This window comes from Williamsia sp. z71, from assembly GCF_059553375.1.
Map to the genome: position 1 here is coordinate 1 of NZ_JCANWX010000008.1, position 19,917 is coordinate 19,917.

At 64.7% G+C, this 19,917-nt stretch carries 19 protein-coding genes; 8 read left to right on the plus strand and 11 right to left on the minus strand.

Annotated elements, in window-relative coordinates:
* Window positions 1–24: 24 nt before the first annotated feature.
* From AC51GR_RS19185 to dprE1, 5 genes are all read right to left on the minus strand, one after another.
* Complete coding sequence (locus AC51GR_RS19185; RefSeq protein WP_496324072.1) at window positions 25–921, minus strand: transposase; 897 nt, start codon at window positions 919–921, stop codon at window positions 25–27.
* 122 nt (window positions 922–1,043) lie between these two features.
* The gene (locus AC51GR_RS19190; protein WP_496324071.1) at window positions 1,044–1,439 is read right to left on the minus strand and encodes a hypothetical protein; all 396 of its coding nucleotides are present in this window, start codon (window positions 1,437–1,439) and stop codon (window positions 1,044–1,046) included.
* Window positions 1,440–1,558: 119 nt separating this feature from the next.
* Complete coding sequence (locus tag AC51GR_RS19195; protein ID WP_496326251.1) at window positions 1,559–3,442, minus strand: galactan 5-O-arabinofuranosyltransferase; 1,884 nt, start codon at window positions 3,440–3,442, stop codon at window positions 1,559–1,561.
* A gap of 4 nt (window positions 3,443–3,446) precedes the next feature.
* Window positions 3,447–4,208, minus strand: coding sequence for a decaprenylphospho-beta-D-erythro-pentofuranosid-2-ulose 2-reductase (gene dprE2, locus AC51GR_RS19200; RefSeq protein WP_496326252.1), 762 nt, complete (start codon window positions 4,206–4,208; stop codon window positions 3,447–3,449).
* Between the two features lie 33 nt (window positions 4,209–4,241).
* Window positions 4,242–5,663: a decaprenylphosphoryl-beta-D-ribose oxidase gene (gene dprE1 / locus AC51GR_RS19205; RefSeq protein ID WP_496326253.1), complete on the minus strand. Its 1,422-nt coding sequence runs from the start codon at window positions 5,661–5,663 to the stop codon at window positions 4,242–4,244.
* A gap of 76 nt (window positions 5,664–5,739) precedes the next feature.
* On the opposite strand from dprE1, the gene AC51GR_RS19210 reads away from it, so the two are divergent.
* Window positions 5,740–6,534: an SDR family oxidoreductase gene (locus tag AC51GR_RS19210; protein WP_496326254.1), complete on the plus strand. Its 795-nt coding sequence runs from the start codon at window positions 5,740–5,742 to the stop codon at window positions 6,532–6,534.
* Between the two features lie 10 nt (window positions 6,535–6,544).
* On the opposite strand, the gene AC51GR_RS19215 is transcribed toward AC51GR_RS19210, so the two are convergent.
* Window positions 6,545–8,086 (minus strand): phytoene desaturase family protein, encoded by a 1,542-nt coding sequence (locus AC51GR_RS19215; RefSeq protein ID WP_496326255.1) that lies wholly within the window; start codon window positions 8,084–8,086, stop codon window positions 6,545–6,547.
* Between the two features lie 238 nt (window positions 8,087–8,324).
* On the opposite strand from AC51GR_RS19215, the gene AC51GR_RS19220 reads away from it, so the two are divergent.
* Entirely contained in the window at window positions 8,325–8,762 is a 438-nt protein-coding gene (locus tag AC51GR_RS19220; RefSeq protein WP_496326256.1) for a DUF4259 domain-containing protein, read from the plus strand.
* On the opposite strand, the gene AC51GR_RS19225 is transcribed toward AC51GR_RS19220, so the two are convergent.
* A complete protein-coding gene (locus AC51GR_RS19225; protein ID WP_496326257.1) occupies window positions 8,740–9,702 on the minus strand; it encodes an LLM class F420-dependent oxidoreductase in 963 nt (320 codons plus the stop codon). The genes AC51GR_RS19220 and AC51GR_RS19225 overlap by 23 nt on opposite strands.
* Before the next feature lie 173 nt (window positions 9,703–9,875).
* On the opposite strand from AC51GR_RS19225, the gene AC51GR_RS19230 reads away from it, so the two are divergent.
* Window positions 9,876–11,261 (plus strand): WS/DGAT/MGAT family O-acyltransferase, encoded by a 1,386-nt coding sequence (locus AC51GR_RS19230; RefSeq protein WP_496326258.1) that lies wholly within the window; start codon window positions 9,876–9,878, stop codon window positions 11,259–11,261.
* Window positions 11,262–11,327: 66 nt separating this feature from the next.
* Here AC51GR_RS19230 and AC51GR_RS19235 read toward each other — a convergent pair whose 3' ends face one another.
* Both AC51GR_RS19235 and AC51GR_RS19240 read right to left on the minus strand, forming a co-directional pair.
* On the minus strand, window positions 11,328–12,164 hold the full coding sequence (locus AC51GR_RS19235; protein ID WP_496326259.1) for a GNAT family N-acetyltransferase: 837 nt from the start codon (window positions 12,162–12,164) through the stop codon (window positions 11,328–11,330).
* Window positions 12,151–13,704, minus strand: coding sequence for an MFS transporter (locus AC51GR_RS19240; protein WP_496326260.1), 1,554 nt, complete (start codon window positions 13,702–13,704; stop codon window positions 12,151–12,153). The genes AC51GR_RS19235 and AC51GR_RS19240 overlap by 14 nt, the downstream gene beginning before the upstream one ends.
* A 380-nt stretch (window positions 13,705–14,084) precedes the next feature.
* Here AC51GR_RS19240 and AC51GR_RS19245 point away from each other — a divergent pair, with 380 nt between their 5' ends.
* Window positions 14,085–14,507: a GtrA family protein gene (locus AC51GR_RS19245; RefSeq protein ID WP_496326521.1), complete on the plus strand. Its 423-nt coding sequence runs from the start codon at window positions 14,085–14,087 to the stop codon at window positions 14,505–14,507.
* A gap of 16 nt (window positions 14,508–14,523) precedes the next feature.
* Here AC51GR_RS19245 and AC51GR_RS19250 read toward each other — a convergent pair whose 3' ends face one another.
* The gene (locus AC51GR_RS19250) at window positions 14,524–15,186 is read right to left on the minus strand and encodes a DUF4352 domain-containing protein (RefSeq protein WP_496326261.1); all 663 of its coding nucleotides are present in this window, start codon (window positions 15,184–15,186) and stop codon (window positions 14,524–14,526) included.
* Window positions 15,187–15,365: 179 nt separating this feature from the next.
* Between AC51GR_RS19250 and AC51GR_RS19255 the strand changes: the two genes are divergently transcribed.
* Together AC51GR_RS19255 and AC51GR_RS19260 are read left to right on the plus strand one after the other, a co-directional pair.
* Complete coding sequence (locus AC51GR_RS19255; RefSeq protein ID WP_496326262.1) at window positions 15,366–16,577, plus strand: sensor histidine kinase; 1,212 nt, start codon at window positions 15,366–15,368, stop codon at window positions 16,575–16,577.
* 46 nt (window positions 16,578–16,623) lie between these two features.
* Window positions 16,624–17,277 carry a response regulator gene (locus AC51GR_RS19260; RefSeq protein WP_496326263.1) on the plus strand — a complete coding sequence of 218 codons (654 nt, stop codon included), beginning with the start codon at window positions 16,624–16,626 and terminating at the stop codon, window positions 17,275–17,277.
* Here AC51GR_RS19260 and AC51GR_RS19265 read toward each other — a convergent pair.
* Entirely contained in the window at window positions 17,274–18,152 is an 879-nt protein-coding gene (locus AC51GR_RS19265) for an LLM class flavin-dependent oxidoreductase (RefSeq protein WP_496326264.1), read from the minus strand. The two genes, AC51GR_RS19260 and AC51GR_RS19265, sit on opposite strands and share 4 nt — an antisense overlap.
* Window positions 18,153–18,256: 104 nt before the next feature.
* On the opposite strand from AC51GR_RS19265, the gene AC51GR_RS19270 reads away from it, so the two are divergent.
* Both AC51GR_RS19270 and AC51GR_RS19275 read left to right on the plus strand, forming a co-directional pair.
* Window positions 18,257–18,592 (plus strand): YciI family protein, encoded by a 336-nt coding sequence (locus AC51GR_RS19270; protein WP_496326265.1) that lies wholly within the window; start codon window positions 18,257–18,259, stop codon window positions 18,590–18,592.
* Entirely contained in the window at window positions 18,589–19,800 is a 1,212-nt protein-coding gene (locus tag AC51GR_RS19275; protein WP_496326266.1) for an RNA polymerase sigma factor, read from the plus strand. The genes AC51GR_RS19270 and AC51GR_RS19275 overlap by 4 nt, the downstream gene beginning before the upstream one ends.
* Window positions 19,801–19,917: the final 117 nt, after the last annotated feature.

The following is a 19,917-nucleotide window of genomic DNA, read 5'->3' on the forward strand; positions in this document are numbered from 1 at the left end:
CGGTAGATGTCAACCTGTGTGGAGTCATTTTGTGGCGGGTTGGGGTCCGGTGGAGTTGATTCCTGACCAGTTCGGGGCGGGTGGGGCGGTTGGTGGTTGGCGGAATCGGTCTGGGTGTTCGGTGTAGTAGGCGTCGAGTGCTTGTTGCCGGCGGCGGTGGGTTTCTCGCCAGGATCCGTCGTGGACGTCGTTGGGTGTGTAGAGGCTGATGCCGCTGTGGCGGTGGTGGTTGTTGTACCAGTCGGTGTAGGTGGTGACGTAGTCGCGGGCGTCGTTGAGGGTTTCGAAGATGCCGGGGAAATGTTTGCGGTGTTTGAGGGTTCGGAACTCTGACTCGGAGTACGGGTTGTCGTTAGAGACGCTGGGACGTGAGTGCGATTCGTTGATCTTGTTGTTGCCGAGCATGGTTTTCATGGCATCGGAGCGCATCGCTGATCCTGAATCTGCGTGTACCCATTGGGGTTTGGTTCCTTCTGTGGTGAATGCGGTTTCGAACATTTCCACTGCCATGTAGTCGAGTTCACGGTTTTCGACGCGGTTGGCGATGATCTTGCGGGAGAAGATGTCGATGATTGAGTACACCTTGAATGCTTGTCCGCGGTAAGGGGCTTTGAAGTCGGTGATATCCCAGGACCAGATTTGGTTCGGTCCGGTGGCCAGCAGTACAGGTTTTTCGCGGGGCCCGGTTTTGGTGCGGTGGGTTTTGACTGGTCGCTGTGATTGTTCCAAGGCTGCGGCGTAGCGCCACCAGGTGCGGCGTGAGCCGACTGTTATGCCCTGGTCCCAGGCGGTGGCGTAGGCCTGGTCGACGGAGTCGCCGCGCGTCCAGGCCCGTAGTACGTGCTCCTCGATCGTGGTGATCTCGGTCAGATTCAGTGCGTGTGGTTGGTGGCGTTGGGGGTGTGAGATCGGGTTGCTCACCCGGTTTCGGGGGCGTTGGCGGTATTGCCAGGTTGACCGTGAAATATTCAGTACGGCAAGGGCTTTGCGTTGGCTCATCCCGGGTAACTGTGCAAGTAGGGTGACCAGCATGTTTTCGGAGGTCAGGAACTGGGTGGCTCGGGTGGAGTGGGGGTGTCGTCGGGCGTGTGCTCGCTCCACTTGTGCATGAGCCCGATAGCTTTTCCCAACGCGTCGTTGGCCGCTCGTAAGGAGGAGTTTTCCTCGTGGAGTTCGGCCAGTTGCGCGTCGTGTTCGCGTTGTTGTTGGGTCAGGAGTTTTTCCAGATCCTCAAGTCGAGCAGGGTGGCTGGTCATTCCTCGAGTCTTGCGAGGTACGAGGTCGCGGTCAAGGTCGCCGTGGAGATAGGCGCTGCGCCAGCGTGCTAACTGTCGGAGGCTGAACGGTTTGTCCTGCAGCCAGGCGGTCTTGCTGCCGTGGCGCTGTTGGAGGTAATCGAGGACGAACTCTCGTTTCTCATCGGTGGTGAAGGCGAGCATCGGGCTTCCTCTCGGTGCGGTGACTCACCTTGAGGCTGACACGGAGGGCAGTCTTGCAACTTTGGCACGCTCAGGGGTGATTTCGGCACGGTCGACGGTGATTTCGGCACGGTCGGCGGCTAGTTCCGGACCGCCAACACGAACGGGCCGATGTTGGTGACGGTGAAGCGGGGATCGTCGAACACGTTGGGGTTGAAGGTCACCGTGTACCGGCGGACGTTCGGATCGTTGGGGTAGACGTCCTCGGCCAACCGCAGTGCGTAGCCCTCCGCGCTGTAACGGAACAGGAAGACCGTCGGCGGAAGCCAGGGTGACGAGTCCAGTTGTTCGATGAGGCTGTCGGTGGTCTCGGATTCGGACCACGTCTTGATCGCAGCGGCGCGTTTGTCGAACTCGGCCAAAGGATTTGCGTAGTGAGAGGTCAGGCCCTGGAAGCCGAAGTAGGGGTAGATCGAGAGGAATCCGTAGTCGGCGGTCAGGACGATGGTGTCGGCCTGAGGCCTACCCGTCTGTTCGAGGATCACGTCGTTGATCTCGGGGAAATAGGCCTGTGCGCCGGCGGGTCGCTGATCGGCCCGCTCGCCGTAGCCGTCGGTGTCGGTGTAGGCGACGGTGATCTCTGCGGCCAGATGGTTCGGGATGCTCTGTCCCACGGCGATCGCGGCAAGGGTTGCCATGATGGCGATGGCGGTGCGGATGTCGCCGAAGCGGCGGACGGCATAACCGGCGAGTTCGGCGAACCCGTAGACCCCGGCGACGCCGAGGATCACCGTCAGAACGGGCTCCATACGGAACGAGAGCAGCGTGGTGCCGGTCGCGGTCAGAGCCATGGAGAGCAGACAGAACAGATAGATGGAAAAGACGGTGATGCCGTAGGTCAGAGCGACTGTGCGCGTCCGGAATCGGAGCACGATCCAGATCAGGCCGACCATGGTCAGGGCACCGGTCAGCGACCAGTGCAGCATCGGCGTCGGCAGCACCGCACCCGAACTCGGGAGGTAATGCTCAGCGGTACCGCCGGAAGCCGGCTCGTTCCGCAGTCGGTCGATCAGGTACGGCGCCCAGACGATCAGGGCGACGAGGCCTGCGATGACACCCATGACCGCCAGGCGCAGGCCGTAATCGCGGACCGCACGCCATCGGGCCGACCGGACGTCGCGGGGCGGAATTGTCTTGTTGGACTGCCCGAACCAGGCCGCCAGAACGAAGTACAACGCCATCAGGACGGCGGTCATCGCGTAGAGGCCGGTGTAGAGCGTGTAGAAGGTGGCGCTGACGCCGAGGAACAGTCCGCCGGCCAGGATGGCGGGTCGGCTGCCCGAACGCAGCCCGTGCAGGATGGTGATCAGCATCGGTGCGCCGACGACGACCAGCACGGCCGCATAGGGTTCGGGACTGACGTACATCAGGGTCAGAACCGTGGAGGCAAGGGTGACCGCGATGGCGCGATCGGTACGGATCATGCGCTGCCACAACGCCATTGCGATCGTGGCCGCAACTGCGATGGAGATGATTGCCCAGGGCTTGTACGCCTCCCAGCCGGGTTGGCCGGTCAGGTCGGCATAGCGTCCGCCGAACCAGAACCAGCCCGCCGGATAGTACGGCGGCAGATCGGCATAGGTCATGTCCGCCAGCCGTGGACTGTTGGTCAGACGCGTGAGGTATTCGGTACGGAACTGCTGATCGACAGAGATCCCGAACAGGTAGAGCCTGGTGGCACCCAGCGGCATCGCCAGGGTGATCGCCGCAAACGATGAGATACCCACCCACGACAGGGGTTTGATCAGCCGGCCGGCCTTGCCGGTCCGTGACAGGATCACCGCGATCAACAGGATCACGATGGCTGCCACCTGGCCGGTGGTGGTGAGCGCGGTCGCGACATTCGATGAGTTGAATGCCGGCCAGTCGACCCGGGAGATCACTGCCAGGCCGGAGCCCGAGACCACCAGGGCCACGATGACCGCGCCGATCAGATCCCCTATCGAGGACAGATGGGTCCGCATCGGCTCAGATGGGAAGCTTGCGGAAGATCGGGCGCGGGATGTGCCGCAGGATGATCATCACGAAACGGAACGGCCCCGGGGCCCAGACCAGTTCCTTGCCCTTGTCGGCCGATGCCACGGCCAGCTTGGCCACGTCTTCCTTGTTGACCGTCAGCGGCGCTTCTTTCACATGGGCCGACAACCGGGTGCGGACCATTCCGGGGCGGATCACCAGCACGCGAATGTTGTACTCGCGCAGGGCCTCACCGAGTCCGAGGTAGAAGCCGTCGAGGCCGGCCTTGGTGGAGCCGTAGACGAAGTTGCTGCGCCGGACCCGTTCTCCGGCCACCGAGCTCATGGCGATGATCTGGCCGTGGCCCTGCTCGCGCATCTTCTGGCCGAGGAGCACCCCGACCGAAACGGCTGCGGTGTAGTTGATGGTGGCGGTGAACACGGCCTTGCGCTGGTCCTGCCACACCTCTTCGTCGACACCCTGGACGCCGAAGGCCACGATGGCCACGTCGATGTCGCCGCCGGCGAACGCCTGGTCGATGACTGCCGGATGCGTCTCGGGCTTGAGTGCGTCGAAGTCGATGCGCTCCACCGACGACGCGCCCGCGGCCTTCATGGTCTCCACTGCCGCTTCACCGGCGGGGTCGCCGGGCATGGTGGCCAGGACCACCCGCATCGGGCCCTTCTTGAGGTACTCGGCGGTGATGGCCAGGCCGATCTCGGAGCTTCCGCCGAGAACGAGCACGGACTGGGGTACGCCTACGGCGTTGATCATGAATGTTCCTGTCTGCGTTGAGAGTTGTTGTGGTCAGGCGAGTTCGAGGCGCCGGGCCATATCGGAGATGAAGACTCCGGTCGGGTCGATGCGGCGCCGCGTTGCGATCCACGAGTCGATCTCGGGGTACATGGCGTGGAAATTCTGCGCGGAGGTCCGCGAGTCCTTGGCGGTGTACAGGCGACCGCCCATGGCCATCACCCGACGGTCGAGTTCGTTGAGGAACTCCCCGAGCCCATGCTTCACGGGGAAATCGAGGCAGACGTTCCAGCCCCGGAAGGGAAAGCTCAGCGGGGCCTGGTTTCCCTCGCCGAAGAGCTTGATGACGTTGAGGAAGCTGACGTGTCCGGAAGCCTGGATATCGGCGATGATCGACTTGAATTCATCCTCGTTGCCGGTGGGCACGATGAATTGATACTGCGTGAATCCGCCCCCGCGTCCGTAGGCGCGATTCCACTCTCCGAGGACGTCGAGCATGTGATAGAACTGCGGCAAAGTTTTCACCTGACCGGTTTTGTTCGACCCCATCCGGTAGTAGGCCTCGCCGACGATCGAGAAATCGAACTTGTTCGCCAGACCCTTCGGGAAGACGTCCGGCAGGGTCAGCAGCGGTTTGCTGACGAACTTCAGCGGATCCTTCTGCAACTTGGGCGGGAGTTCTTCGAGCTTGGCGAGGTTGCCCCGGCTGAATGATCCGCGTCCGAGCTTCGGTGGCTTGCTGATCGAGTCGAACCAGCCCGATGCGTACTCGTAGCCGTCCTCGAATCCGTCTTCGAGGTGCAGGGCGATCGTCTCGTCGAGGTTCGCCGTGGTGGCGGTGTCGGCGATGAAGTACGCGCTCTCGGTGCGCTTGAGCTGCACTTTGGCGCGCAGGATGATGCCGGTCAGGCCGATGCCGGCGACCGTGGCCCAGAAGAGTTCGCCGGTTGGATCGTCGCTGCTGCCCGAGGGGGTCAGGGTGAGGATGCGACCGTCGGCGACGAGCAGCGTGATCTCGACCACGTGCTGCCCGAACGTGCCGGCGCTGTGGTGGTTCTTGCCGTGGATGTCATGGGCGATGGCACCACCGATGGTGACCTGGCGGGTGCCCGGCAACACCGGAACCCACAGCCCGAACGGCAGGGCGACGGCCATCAGCTCATCGAGTGAGACACCGGCGTCGAGGTCGACGATCCCGGTGGTGTCGTCGATCGAGTGGATGCGCTTGAGTTGCGTCATGTCGATGGTCAGGCCACCGACGTTCTGCGCGGACTCGTTGTAGGAGCGTCCCAGACCGCGCGCGATGACACCGCGACGCAGGTAGGACGGCTTGTCGGCATTTGCATCGGCAACCTGCGCGACAGCCTTGGCGATCACCTCGACATCGGGTGTGGCCAGCACGTGACCCTCGATCGGCGTCGTCCGGCTCCAGCCGACGAGCTTGCGGGTTTCAATGGGCAATTCAGCGGTAGACATCGATTCAGAGACTACCTGGGGCGGAGCAGTGGGCCGCGGAGTCTGTGTGACAACCAGCGATGGTAAGAATCAAGGTATGACCACACGATGGGTGTTCATCACCGGGGCCGCGGCGGGAATCGGGCGTCAGAGTGCACTGACCTTTGCACGCAGGGGATATGTGGTCGGGGCCTATGACATCGACGACGCCGGACTGGCCACGCTCGCCACGGAGGTCGAGGCGGCCGGCGGGCGGATCGTCACCGGCCATCTCGATGTGACCGACGCCGACGAGTTCGGCAGGCGGCTCGACGAGTTCGCCGAGCACAGCGGTGGCCGTCTCGACGTGCTGCTGAACAACGCCGGGATCCTGCTGGCCGGGGCGTTCGAGGACATCTCGCTGGCGGCTCAGCAACGCCAGATCGACATCAACGTCAAAGGCGTGACGAACGGCTGCCACCAGGCCTTCCGTCATCTGAAGAACACCCCGGACTCCGTGGTGGTGAACATGGCGTCGGCCTCGGCGATCTACGGCCAGGCCGAACTGGCCACTTACAGTGCCACCAAGTTCTACGTCCGCGGCCTGACCGAGGCACTCGACATCGAGTGGGGCGCCCACGGGATCCGGGTGATCGCGATGTGGCCGCTGTTCGTTCAGACCGCGATGACCGAGAACGTGTCGACGGGCACCACCGACTCGCTCGGCATCAAGCTCGGACCGCAGGATGTGGCCGATGCGATCGTGGCCGCGGTCGAGGAATCCAGGGTGGACAAACTCATCCACCGGGTCCACTACGCGGTGGGCAGGCAGACCAAGGCGATGACGGTTGGGTCGCGGTTCTCTCCGGCCTGGTTGACCCGACTCGTCAACAAACGCCTCGCCCACTCCTAGCGCGAGGGCTTCAGGGTTCGAGCACCGCCGCGGCGGCATTGTGGCCGGGGATTCCGCTGACCCCGCCGCCCCGTCGGGCTCCGGCGCCGGCGATGAGGAGCCGGGGATGCGCGGTTTCCACACCCCACGTCCCCACGGCATCGGCGGTCTGCGCCCACGGCCACTGCAACGGCCGGTGAAAGATGTTGCCGCCGGGCAGGCCCACGTCGTTCTGCAATTCGTTCGGTGTCTTCGCCTCGATACACGGGTCGCCGTTGATGTCGACGGCGATCACGTCGACGATCGGTTCGTCGAGTACCGAGTCCAGCGCGGCCAGAGTTGACTGCACCGCTTGGTCTTTGGCGCCCGCAGTGGTGAACAACTCGGGCGGCATGTGCAGTCCGAACAGGGTCAGGGTGTGCATGCCGTCGAGTGCGGGGCCGAGAATCGTGGGGTCGGACAGGGTGTGGCAGTAGATCTCACAGGGTGGCGTGGTGGGGATGAAACCGGCCGCGGCCTGCTGATGTGAGCGCGCGAGGGCGTCGAAGCCCTCATGCACATGGAACGTCCCGGAGAACGCGACGCCCGGTGCGATGGTCGCATCGCGAAGCTTCGGCAGGCGACGCAGCAGCACGTTGATCTTCAATTGCGCGCCCTGCGGTGCCGGCCCGCCCAGAGCCGGGGTCTCGAGCAATGAGTCTACGACCGCGGGCGCGCACGCGGCGTGGATGAACTCCGCCGACGCGGAACCGCCGGGCCAGCCGACCCGGCCGTCGGTGGCGTCGATGGCGGTGACCTCGACACCCGTCCTGATCTGCGCGCCGGCCGCGACCGCTGCTGTCGCCAACGCGCCGGACACCGCGCCCATGCCCCCGACCGGCACATCCCAGTCGCCGGTCCCGCCCCCGATCAGGTGATAGAGCAGGCAGACGTTCTGAAGTAGTGAGGGGTCGTACAGGTCGGCGAATGTGCCGATCAATCCGTCGGTCGCGACGATCCCGCGCACGATGTCGTCGGTGAAGGTGCGGTCGATGATGTTGCCCAGCGGCGTGCTGGTCAGCTCCTCCCAGAGATCCATGGAGTCGAGGTCGACCCCGGCGATCGACGCCATCTCGTCGGCACTCATCAGCGGTCGCAGCATGGTCGGGAAGACGCCGTCGGCGATGGTCGTCATCGTGGCGTAGAACTTCTGCCAGGCGGCGAAGTCCCGGTCGGAGCCGGTGGCGGCGCGAAACGAGGCCGCGGTCGCCCGGTCGTCGGCGGTGTCGACGAGGATGCCGCGACCGGGGTCATCGGGCAGCGGTGTGTACGACGAATAGCGTCGCCTGACGAGTGTGAGGTCGAGGTCGAGGTCGGTGATGATCTGCCGGGGCAGTAGCGAGACCAGATACGAATAGCGGGAGAGTCGGGCGTCCATGCCGGGGAAGGGCTGCGCCGAAACCGTTGCCCCGCCGGTGTGATCGGACCGCTCGAGGACCAGGACCTTTCGACCGGCGCGGGCGAGGTAGGCGGCCGCGGTGAGGCCGTTGTGGCCGGCCCCGATCACGATGTCGTCGAAGGTCTCCATGCGCACATGATGCCGCCACCGTCCTCGCACCACCGGGTGATCCGGTGAGCCGAACAATGGTCGGAATGTCTGATTCGGCCCTGCGGCAATCACTGCGAAGCCGAACCCGAGAAAATCATGAGCGTTTATCGCGGTCGGCGGGGAGGGATATCGAAAGGCGCTGAAACAACTGTCGGACCAACACGTCCGGTATTATTTGCGTTGGTAATTATCCGAACTTGTTCACCACGGCAGGGGCATCGAAGTGCAGATCTGGGGAACCGGGGCATTCGACAACGAACCTGCGATCGCGTGGGTGGGCAGGTTCGATCGGGCCGCGGATGCGGCGAGGCCGGTCGTGGTTCGGGCCGCGTTGGCGGCGGTGTTCGAACGCGATGACGAAGCAGCCGGTTTGTCGGCTATGGCCGCCGCGACCACTGTGGCGGCAGCGCTCCCGGGCACCCCGCTTCTGGTGCCGGGTGTCGGACCAAAAATGTTGGCGGACAAAGGATTCCCGGTTACGTCAGATCTCCTCGACCTTGCTTTGGCCACACTGAAGCGCCTCGCATCACCCACCAGTGCATGGTCTCGGGTGTGGGCCCGCGCGGACCGTCTCGATGATGCGCTTGCGGTCCTCGACGCGGTGACCGACGAGTTGGAAGAACGGGCGGCGCGCAGCCTCAGAGTGCGCGCAGCTTCTTGAGCAAAGGTTCTGCTGCCTCGCTCAAGAAAGCGTCCTGCGTCTGACCGCCGACCTGTACCAGCGCCACATCGGTATAGCCCGCCTCCAAAAATGGTCTGACGCTCTCGGCCAATTCATCGAGATCTGGGCCACACGCAATCGATGAGGCGACATCTTCCGGCCGGACATATTCGGTGGCGCCCTGGAAACCTGCGGTCGTGGGCAAATCGGCGTTGACCGACCACCCGCCGGCAAACCAGCGGAATTGGTCGTGGGCCCGAGCGATCGCAGCGTCGCGATCGGGATCCCAGCAGATGGGCACCTGACCGATCTTCCTGGATCCGTCGGGGTGATACCGGTCCCATGCGCTGACCAGATCGGCCTCGGGTTCGGTGGAGATCAGGTGGTCCCCGAGCGGTGCGAACTTCTCGATCGACTTGTCGCCCGACACCGCGAGCCCGATCGGGATCCCATCGTCGGGCAGGTCCCAGATCCGGGCGGAATCGACCCGAAAGTACTTGCCCTCGTAGGTCACCAGCTCGCCCGCGTGGAGGTCACGGATGATCTCGACCGCTTCGACGAACATGTCCTGGCGCTGATCCACCGCGGGCCAGCCCTGGCCGACCGTGTGTTCGTTGAGGTTCTCGCCGGACCCGAGACCGAGGATGAACCGTCCGTCGGCGAGCAACTGCATCGTCGCGGCCTTCTGTGCGACGACGGCAGGGTGGTACCGCATCGTCGGTGCGGTCACGTACGTCGCCAGGTCGACGCGTTCGGTGACGTGGGCGACCGCTCCCAGAACACTCCAGACGTAGGGTGCGTGTCCCTGCGAGGCCAGCCACGGCGAGTAATGGTCGCTGGCGACTTCGAAGTCGAAGCCCGCATCCTCTGCGGATGCTGCATAGCGCACCAGATCCTTGGGTCCGCTCTGTTCTGTCATCAGTGTGTATCCGTACCGCATACCTCCCAGGTTTCCCCGCGGGTGCGCCGGCAAAACCCCCGAGCCGCCGGCGAGTGCGCTGAACAGATGCGGGGGGCCTCCAAACCCCGTGCCACCGACGGCGAGCTTGTAACGTGTGCCACATGCACGAGGGCGCGAGGCCTGAAGCACACGAGCCGAGGTCAGGAGTGCGTATGCCTTATATGCCGATCACCGAATCCATGTTCCTACTGGCGGAATCTCGGGAACACCCCATGCACGTCGGGGGCCTGCAGTTGTTCGAGCCGGCCGAGGGCAGTTCTGCCGACGAACTGGGCGAGCAGATGTTCGAGACCTTCCAGGCACAAACCGACGTACATCGCTTGTTTCGTAAGCGCCCGGCGTCGCCGGTGGGTGTCATGGGAACCGTCCGGTGGACCCACGACAAAGAGGTCGACCTCGAATATCACGTTCGACGAACGGTGCTGCCCCGTCCGGGCCGGGTGCGTGAACTGTTGCGCTACGTCTCGGCCAATCACGGAGCGCTGCTGGACCGGCATCGACCGATGTGGGAGCTACATCTCATCGAGGGCCTCGCCGACGGACGGGTGGCCATGTACACGAAGATCCATCATTCGCTGGTCGACGGGGTCTCGGCTCTGAAGCTGCTCGAGAAGACCTTGTCGCCGCACTGCGATGCCCGGACGGGCCGGGCGTCCTGGGATCCGGAGCTGTTCGTTCCGCGGCCCAAGGCGCCGGAACTGGGTTCGGAGGAGTCCCGGAGTCTGCTCTCCGACGGCTTCAAGGTGGCGGGCGAGCTCATGGGTTTGCTGCCTGCCTCCGCGCGGGTCGGACTCCGGGCCCTGCGGGACACAAACCTGATGGTGCCGATGCAGGCGCCGCGCACCATATTCAACGTCCCGATCGGGGGCGCCCGCCGATTTGCCGGTGAGCAGTGGTCGACGACGCGTCTGCTCGCGCTGGCATCGGGGCTGGGGATCACCCTGAACGATGTGGTGATGGCGATGTGTGCGGGCGCCCTGCGCTCGTATCTGATCGACCAGAATGCCCTGCCCGAGGCCCCGTTGATCGCGATGATGCCGGTGTCGATGCACGCCAAGGGTTCCGATTCGTCGGAAGGCAACGCGATCACCGCGATCCTGGCGAATCTCGCGACGGATCAACCCGATCCGGAACGCCGGCTCGCGGCCGTGGTCGAATCGACCCAGGCGAGCAAGCAGGTCATCCGGGGACTGAGCCCGTTGCAGGCGATGGGATACGGCGCCGTCATCGCCGCGCCGCTCGCGTTCTCGACGGTACCGGGATTCGTCCGGATGACCCCGCCGCCGTTCAACCTCATCATCTCGAATGTGCCCGGGCCGCAGCATGATCTGTACTGGAACGGCGCCCGGCTCGCCGGGGTGTACCCGGCGTCGATCGCGATGGACGGTCAGGCGCTCAACATCACCGTGGCCACAAACGCGGACATGGTGAACTTCGGGGTCACCGGCGCGCGAGCGGAGGTCCCGAGCCTGCAGCGGATCCTGACCCACCTCGACACCGCATTGGAAGAGCTCGAGAAGCTCTGCAGCGTCGACTGAGGGCCGGACCGCCTGATCAGGTCGACCACCGTGTCACCGCCCAGATCAGGTGGATCGCACCATGGGTCATGGCGTGGAGACGGAAGCCTGTCGGGCCACCAATGCCTCGGTCAGCCGCTGCACGTACCGGAGATTGAGTTGCGGGCGGGAGAGCAGGACCGCGAAATCGGCCACGTCGAACTCGGGGTCGTACGCTGGTGGGCCGCAGACGACGGCACCGATTCGCAGGTAGCCCTGCAACATCGGTGGAATCTTGACCCGGCCCTCCGGGGCTGCGATGTCATCGAGGGTTCGGCCTTCGACGATGACCGGGGTCTTGGGCGTCACGCGGTATTCCGGTGGCGCGATGGAGCGTTTGTTCGCGAAGTCCCGGACTTTGCGGACCAGCGATCCGCGCGGCCCACCGGCCTCCATCTGTACTGATGCGCAGCCGATGGCGTGCTCGTGCCCGGTGCGTTCCTGGTACTGGAGCATCCCGGCCCATAGCAGACCCATCACCGCGCCGTTGCGGTGATCGGGATGTACTGCGGCCCGGCCCAGTTCGACGAGAGAGGGTCGCAGCGCCTCGAGTGCCTCGCTGAACTCGAACTCGATTTTGGTGAACGTGGTGCCGACAGCCTTCGCGCCGTCAGGGAACAGTGCCCGGTAGCAACCGACCACTTCGCCGGTCCGTGCGGAGCGCGCCACCAGGTGCTCGCAGAACGGGTCGAACTGGTCGACGTCGATCAGCTCGCCGGTGTGCTCCCCGAGCACCGCGTCGGGCAGGAATGCCCCCATCTCGTCCGCGAACGACTGATAGCGCAGGCGTTGGGCGGCCTCGATATCGCCCGGATCGGTTGTCACGCTGATGGCGTAGCCATTCTCGGATGCGGCCGGGATCAGCAACGTTTCAGTGATGGACATGGGGCTCCTCTCGGGGCTGCTCCGCGGCAGCCGGATGTAATGCGTGGTCGCGGCGGATCAACGCGTAGACGATGACGCTCAGGACAGTTGCGGCGGCGGCGGCGGCCAGCAATGCCGCCTGTAGGCCGGCCGCAGAGGACTCGCGGGCGATGCGGCCGAGTTCGGGTAGCGCAAGCGAGAATTGGGCGGGGATGTGATCGAGGATCACCAGGCCCGCACCCGACCCCAGCCCGTCGGAGATCGCATCGGCCTGATCTGCGGACACGTCGACCGGAGTTCCGGCGATGGTCATCGACCCGAGTTCTTCGCGGGCGCGAGAGGCGGCGGCCTGTGCGAACAAGGCGCCCATTCCGGCGATACCGATCACGGTTCCGATCTGTCGCGCGGTGCTGACCACGCCCGTTGCCATCCCTGAATCGGATTCGGGGACAAACGACAGGGCTGCATCCGATGCGATCGCGCTGATCATTCCGACACCGAATCCGGCGATGATCGAACCCACGATGAAGTGTGTCCACTCGGTCTCGGCCGAGATGCCGGCGGTCGTCCACAGCCCGACGGCGATCAACGCGGTGGACAGTGGGACCAGGTGGCCCAACGACATCCGGCGTATCACCATCATCCCGACCGGTGCACCGACGATGCCCGAGAGCGTGAGGGGAAGTGCGCGCAACCCGGCTTCGAATGGGGTGTATCCCAACGTGTTCATCAGGTACAGCGCAAGGTAATTGGTTGCGGCGATGAGGGTTCCGGAGGTGGCGAACGCAGCGAGCGCGACCCCGGTGAACCCTGGTCGGCGCACCAGGGACAGGTCCATGAGCGGATCGGCCGTCCTTGCCTCCCAGATCACGAACGCGAGCGTGAACAGCGCCGCGACGGAGAACAGTCCGAGGATCAGCGGGGAGGTCCAGCCCTGCGCGTTACCTTCGATGATCCCGAACACGCCGGCGCACAGGGCGATACTGAGTGCTGCGGTGCCGCCGAAGTCGATCGAGCGGGTCCGGTCTCCGCGAGATTCCTGGATTTTCCAGTATGCGACGGCCAGCGCAATGATCCCGATCGGGACGTTGATCAGGAAGATCGATGTCCATCCGAACACTCCGACCAGTGCGCCCCCGATCAAGGGGCCGGCGGCGGTGCCCGCGCCCATGGCCGCGCCGTATATCGCGATCGCGAAGGAACGACCTCGTCCGGGCGGGTACGCCGCTGCGATCAGCGGGAGCGAGACGCCCAGGATCATCGCAGCGCCGAAGCCCTGGAGGCCACGAATGAGGTTCAGGGCGGTGATGCTGTCGGCCAATGCGCAACCCAGCGACGCCAGGACGAATACCGTCAGCCCGCCCAGGAAGATTCGTTTGCGCCCCAACCTGTCCCCGAGGGTCGCCGCAGTCAGCAGGAAGGCGGCCATCGGCAGCGCGTATCCGTCGACCACCCACTGCAGTCCGGTCAGGTCTGCGGCCAGATCGGACTGGATGTCGGCAAGTGCTGTCGACACGATCGTCATGTCGAGGAGCAACATGAAGACGCCGACGCAGACCACGGTAAGGGTTGTGGGGGCGTGAACAGATCGATCATTCAACGTGGACAAGAGCGCCTTTCGACACACGCGTGATCAACGCACGTGGGGACGAAATCGGAAACCATAAAGATTGACAATTGACGTGGTGTTGAATGGCGAGATGCACAATATTGCAATAGATCGCCTTTGTGCAAAGCGTCCAGATTTGGAGAATAGGCCTCGGGTGTCCAATTCGCAAGCCACGTCGGGGGTCGGAGTTTTTCAATTCTCTTATTTCTAATTCGACGCCGCGTTCGTTTTCCGAGTCGAGCAGGTGGAGAGCCCCGCGGACGGTCGGGGTCGCCGGCCGCTAGGGTGTCGGGGTGGCAGAAGAGCAGGCAGAGGGGCGTCGGGCAACCGAAGTGGACACGGCAGTCGAGAGCCCGAAGCCGGCCGGTGGCGATCTGAAGACCCAGGTGGTCCGTTTTGTCATCACCGGCGCGGCGTCCGGAGTCCTCGACATCGGGTTGACCCTGCTCTTCCAGCATGTGCTCGGATTCCCGGAGTGGGCCGCCAAGTCGATCGGGTTCGTGTTCGGCACCACGATGGCGTACCTCATCAACCGGCGGTGGACGTTCCGGGCCGAACCGAGCGTCGCCCGATTTGTGGCCGTTGCGGTGCTCTACCTGGTGACCTTTGTGGTTCAGGTGGGTATTTACACCGTCTTGTCGCGGGCCTGGGACGACACGGTGGTGTGGAGCCTGGTCGCCTTCGTCGTCGCCCAGGGCACCGCCACCGTCATCAACTTCGTGGTGCAGCGGACCGTGATCTTCAAGATCCGCTGACCACCTCCCGCCCGGGCTACCGGGTGTTGACCCACGCGAGGCGGTCCGACGACAGCGAGAACGTGTCCTCGAACAGCACCACGTACGTTCCGGGGCCGGCTCCGTCGCGCGCCTCGAAGCAGATGTCGCCCCCCGTTTGCCCGCCCGGTGCGAGGTCGCCCGAGTTCAGCGATTGCTTCTCGGGAGCGAAGGTGGCGTCTCTGATCGTGCCGGAGGCATCCAGCAGGCTCCAGTCCAAATAGCCATTGAAATCATTTTGCTTCGAACCAACATTCTTGATGGTCACACTGCTGCACAGGTAATCCCCGAAATCGGAATTGGCGTTTTCCAGCGGTCCCACGGTATATGCCAGGTTGTCGTGGGTAATCGTGTCGCCGCCCACCGCAGCGGTGTCGTCGTCCAATTTCCCCGGGAAGTCGGGTCCGGTATTCGTCTCGTTCCCCTCGGCCGCCGGCGCCGAGGCCTCACCCGAGGCCGTGGTGACACTGGTGTCGTTGTCGCCGCCACTGCCGGCGACGATCGCGGTGCAGGCACCGATCAACAGGATCGGCACACCGATCACGACCCAGGGCCAGACCCGACGCTTCTTCGTCGGCGGCTGCTGCTGATACGGCCCCGGAATGGGGTTGTAGGGCTGGTTGTACGGGTTGTTGTCGCCCGGGGCGCCTGGATTGGTCATGGCAGATCCTCCTGAGTGGTGGGGGGGTTGGCGTGGTGTGAACAGCAGACCGCATCCGGATACCCGCGCACCTCCTCCGAAGGGACGGCGTCCCTCCTACATTCGGGCGGAGAACCCCGGCGGACTCCGACCGTTCGGTGGATCGCGCGGCGTCGGAGGTTCGCCGTAGCCTGCATACCGTGACAACAACTTCCGGCGACACCATCCGGCGCCGGCTCTGGACCACCGGCGCCGTGAGCCTGAGCGTGTTCGGCTCGATTCTGGCTGTCGCGCTCACCTCTGAGTCGAGCAGCGTCCCGGTGTGGAACTCCACCATCGGGTTGCTGCTGAACCTGCTGGCGGCCGCGGCGCTCGTCTGGCGTCACCGCTTCCCCATGCCGGTGCTGGCGGTGGCGGCCGTGGGTCCGATGTTCTTCTCGACCGACGCCACCGCGGCGCTCATCGCGCTCTACGCGGTCGCGCAGGCCGAACGCGGGATCCGGTTGGCCCTGGCGGCTTTCGCGGCATATCTGGCATCCAGCATGTCACTGATCTACGACACCATGCGCACCCGGGACAACTCGGTCCTGACCATCAGCTCCCCCCAGCCCGAAGAGGGCGCTCCCAGTCCGGACTGGGATGTGCCGCTGTGGATCCCGTGGCTGGTGGCCGCAGCCCTGGTGGCCATCGTCATCACCGTCGCACTGTTGCGGCATACCCAGGTCGAACTGGCCCGCGCGGAACTGAGCCGGGACCGGGCGACCAAACAGACCGATGTGATGCGGGACGAGATGATCCGAACCGAAGAACGCACCCGCATCGCGCGCGACATGCACGACACCCTGGCGGCGAGCCTGAGCCGCATCTCCCTGATGGCCGGGGCGGTCCAGGTCGGTGGCACCGACAATCCGGAGAAAATCGTCAACAACGCCTCACTGATCCGCTCGACCGCGCACGACGCCCTCGACGACCTGAAGAACATCGTCGGGGTCCTGCGGGGTTCGGCTCCCCAACAACACAGTGGGCACCAGGGGATCGACGCCATAGCCGAACTGGTGCAGGGCGCGCGGGCCGCGGGCCTGCACGCCACCCTCTACACAGACCTGTTGCCCGGCGACATCGGGACCGTCTCCGGGCACGTCACCTACCGGGTGGTGCAGGAATCGCTCACCAACGCACAGAAGTACGCGGGGGATCAGACGATTCGAATTTCGATCGTCGGTGCCGGTGAACACGGGATCCGCATCAACATCTGCAATCGGCTCAGCAACCGCCCGCCGCTGGTCCCGGTGGGATCGCGGTCCGGGTTGCGTGGACTCGCCGAGCAGGCCGGAGACATCGGTGGGACCTTTCATGCGGGTGTGGTGGGAGGCGAGTTCGTCACCGATTGCTGGTTGCCCTGGTATTCCTAGTGTCGCCGGTCGCGCTGTCGGTGGCGGGTAATACGCTGGGCGCACCATGACCGGACCACACCTGATCACCGTGCTGATCGCCGACGACGATCCCTTTGTGCGGCGCGGTGTCTCGGACATCTTCGCCGCCACCACGGACATCGTTGTGGTTGCCGACGTCGGCGACGGTGACGAGGTCTTTGCCGCGGTCACGCAGTTCCGTCCGCACGTGGTGCTGATGGACCTGAAGATGAAACGCATGGGCGGTCTCGATGCCACCCGCGCGTTGATGACCATGCCCGACCCGCCCCGGGTGATCGCCATGACAGCCATGGATGTCGATGACCTTGTGGTGCAGGCGGTCTGCGCCGGGGCCCACAGTTTCCTGAGCAAGGATGAGCCACCCCAGACATTCCAGCAATCGGTCCGCGCAGTCGCGGCCGGCAACACGTTGTTCAGCCAGGAGTCGTTGCGCCGCATCACCGGCGGCCGCACGCAGACGGTGGTCACCGACCCGTCCGCGATCGACAAACTGAGCGAGCGGGAACGCGACGTGCTGAAGTCGATGGCCACCGGCGCCCCCAACGCCGCCATCGCCTCAGAATTGTTCCTCAGCGAGACGACCGTGAAAACCCATCTGTCCGCGGTCTTCATGAAGCTCGGTGCCCGCAATCGGGTCGAGGCGGCGCTGGTGGCGTTTCGGGCCGGCCTGGTGAGCTAGCCGTTGACCTTGCTGATCACCGAATCGGCGAACATGTTGAGGTGATCGATCTTCTTCTGCAACGGCTCGGTGTCGTTGCCGACGATGTAGGGGATCCGGAAGCCGACGATCACGTCGGTGATGCCTTTGTCCTCAAGGCGCTTACAGCCGTCCGGGGTGTATGCGTCCATCGAGATGACGTGAATCTCGAAGGGGTCGTTCAGCTTTCCCTCCGCTTTGCGGATGTCCTGGATCTTGGTGAGCAGTGCGTCGAGTTCCTCGGGTTGCCCGCCGCCGTGCATCCAGCCGTCGCCGCGGATCACCGCGCGTCTGAGGGCGAGGTCGGCGTGGCCGCCGACGAGTAGTGGAATCGGTTTGGTCGGAACCGGATTCATCTTGATCCGGGGGATGTCGTAGAACTCCCCGTGGAACTCGAAGTAGTCGCCGGTGCTGAGCCCGCGGATGATGTCCATGCACTCGTTCATCCGGCGACCCTTGCGTTTGGGGTCGACGCCCATGATCTCGTAATCCTCGGCCCAGGGGCTGGTGCCGACACCGAGTGAAAACCTGTTGTTGGTCAACACCGCAACCGACATCGCCTGTTTTGCCACCAGCGCCGGCGGCCGGACGGGCAACTTGAGGACAAATGGGTTGAAGCGGATCTTCTCGGTGACCGCACCCATCGCCGCCGCCATCACAAAGGTCTCGATGAACGCCTTGTCCTCGAGGAACTCCCGGTTGCCGTCCTCGGTGTACGGATATGTCGAGTCCGATTGCTCGGGATACGCGATCGAGTCGGGGATCGTGAAACCTTCGTAACCGGCCTCCTCTGCCGCCTTCGCCAGGGGCAGGTAATGGCTCGGATCCGTCATTGCCTCCGCGAACGTGAACCGCATGATCCTCCTAGAATCGTCGTCCGCTCATACTAGAACGAGTTCTAGTATGGTGGTGGCGATCGGTGCCTCTTGTTGCGTCCCGATCCGTGCGGTATATGTGGCCAATGAAATATGTGCTCCTGATCTGCGACGACGAGAAGGACGCGCCCTCCAATGAGGAGATCGCCGCCGATCCCGCGTATCAGGAGTGGGACGCCGAGGTCGCCCGGCGAGCCGTCCAGCTCGGCGGCGCCCGGCTCCGGCCCACCGCCGATGCCACGACGGTGCGCGTCCGAGACGGTGAGACGCTCATCTCCGACGGCCCGTTCGCCGAGACGAAAGACTTCGTCGGAGGTGTCGACATCATCGACTGCGCCGATCTGGACGAGGCGATCGAGATCGCCGCGGGACATCCGTACGCGCGTAGGGGATGCGTGGAAGTGCGTCCCGTCTGGGAATGACCACACCGGACGAGGTCCGTGCCGCAGTCGACGCCGCGTATCGAGACGAGTGGGGTCAGGTGGTCGCGACCCTGATCGGGTTGACCGGGGACTGGGACCTCGCCGAGGAATGTGCACAGGATTCATTCGCCGCCGCCATGGCGACCTGGACACGCGACGGCATCCCACGCCGGCCGGGTGCGTGGCTCACCACGGTGGCCCGCAACCGGATGACCGACCGGCTGCGTCACGCCACCGCCGAAACGGCGAAGCTACGCCAGATCTCGGTGCTGCCCATGGCACCGGCTGCGCCGCAGGAGATTCCCGACGAGCGGTTGCGGCTGATCTTCACCTGCTGTCATCCCGCCCTGCCGTTCGCGGCCCGCGTGGCACTGACGCTGCGCACGCTGGCAGGGCTGAGTACCGCCGAGATAGCCGATGCGTTCCTGACGTCCGAATCCGCGATGGCGCAACGAATCGTGCGGGCCAAGCGCAAGATCGCGGAGGCCGGGATCCCATATCGGGTCCCGCCGGTCGAGAGTCTTCCGGAACGGTTGTCGGCGGTACTCGCGGTTCTCTATCTGATCTTCAACCAGGGCTACGACGAGAAGGACGGGCAGCGGGCACTGGCCGTTGAGGGGATCCACCTGGCCCGGATGTTGGTCCGGCTGATGCCCGACGAGCCGGAACCGCGTGGCCTGCTCGCCTTGATGCTGCTGCTCGAGGCCAGGCGCGAACAGCGTTTCGAAGCCGACACGCTGGTCCCGTTGGAAGACCAGGACCGCAGCCGGTGGGACGGCGCGCTCATCGCAGACGGCGTTGCCGCGCTCGACGGCGCGCTTGCGGTTCGGCGCCCTGGGCCGTACCAGGTCCAGGCTGCGATCGCCGCCTGTCACGCGACCGCAACCGATTCCGCGGACACGGACTGGCCGCAGATCGCGGCCCTGTATTCCGAACTCGCCCGCATGACACCGTCTCCGGTCGTCGAACTCAATCGCGCGGTCGCCGTCGCCATGGCCGACAACATCCCGGCCGGCCTTCGCCTGATCGACGAGCTGACCGCGACCGGGGACCTCGATGGCTATTACCTTCTCCCGGCGGCACGCGCCGACCTGTTGCGGCGCGACGGTCAGACGGACCGGGCCGCGTCGGCGTATCGGGAGGCGTTGTCGTTGGCGCCGTCCGATGCCGAGCGCCGATACCTGGACCGTCGTCTCCGGGAGTTGTAGACGGCGTCCGGCGTTATCGGGGTGCGGCGTAACCGGGTGAAAAAGTTCTTCGATGATGTCGATCTGAGGCCGGGTGCTTCGTCGGTGGGGTGTAACCCGCCGAACAGAGAGGCTGAA

Excerpts from the sequence above, each read along its gene's own strand:
- AC51GR_RS19190 (WP_496324071.1), bottom strand. The coding sequence starts at position 1,439 with ATGCTCGCCTTCACCACCGATGAGAAACGAGAGTTCGTCCTCGATTAC.
- AC51GR_RS19195 (WP_496326251.1), bottom strand. The coding sequence starts at position 3,442 with ATGCGGACCCATCTGTCCTCGATAGGGGATCTGATCGGCGCGGTCATC.
- dprE2 (WP_496326252.1), bottom strand. The coding sequence starts at position 4,208 with ATGATCAACGCCGTAGGCGTACCCCAGTCCGTGCTCGTTCTCGGCGGA.
- dprE1 (WP_496326253.1), bottom strand. The coding sequence starts at position 5,663 with ATGTCTACCGCTGAATTGCCCATTGAAACCCGCAAGCTCGTCGGCTGG.
- AC51GR_RS19210 (WP_496326254.1), top strand. The coding sequence starts at position 5,740 with ATGACCACACGATGGGTGTTCATCACCGGGGCCGCGGCGGGAATCGGG.
- AC51GR_RS19225 (WP_496326257.1), bottom strand. The coding sequence starts at position 9,702 with ATGCGGTACGGATACACACTGATGACAGAACAGAGCGGACCCAAGGAT.
- AC51GR_RS19230 (WP_496326258.1), top strand. The coding sequence starts at position 9,876 with ATGCCTTATATGCCGATCACCGAATCCATGTTCCTACTGGCGGAATCT.
- AC51GR_RS19235 (WP_496326259.1), bottom strand. The coding sequence starts at position 12,164 with ATGTCCATCACTGAAACGTTGCTGATCCCGGCCGCATCCGAGAATGGC.
- AC51GR_RS19250 (WP_496326261.1), bottom strand. The coding sequence starts at position 15,186 with ATGACCAATCCAGGCGCCCCGGGCGACAACAACCCGTACAACCAGCCC.
- AC51GR_RS19260 (WP_496326263.1), top strand. The coding sequence starts at position 16,624 with ATGACCGGACCACACCTGATCACCGTGCTGATCGCCGACGACGATCCC.
- AC51GR_RS19265 (WP_496326264.1), bottom strand. The coding sequence starts at position 18,152 with ATGCGGTTCACGTTCGCGGAGGCAATGACGGATCCGAGCCATTACCTG.
- AC51GR_RS19270 (WP_496326265.1), top strand. The coding sequence starts at position 18,257 with ATGAAATATGTGCTCCTGATCTGCGACGACGAGAAGGACGCGCCCTCC.
- AC51GR_RS19275 (WP_496326266.1), top strand. The coding sequence starts at position 18,589 with ATGACCACACCGGACGAGGTCCGTGCCGCAGTCGACGCCGCGTATCGA.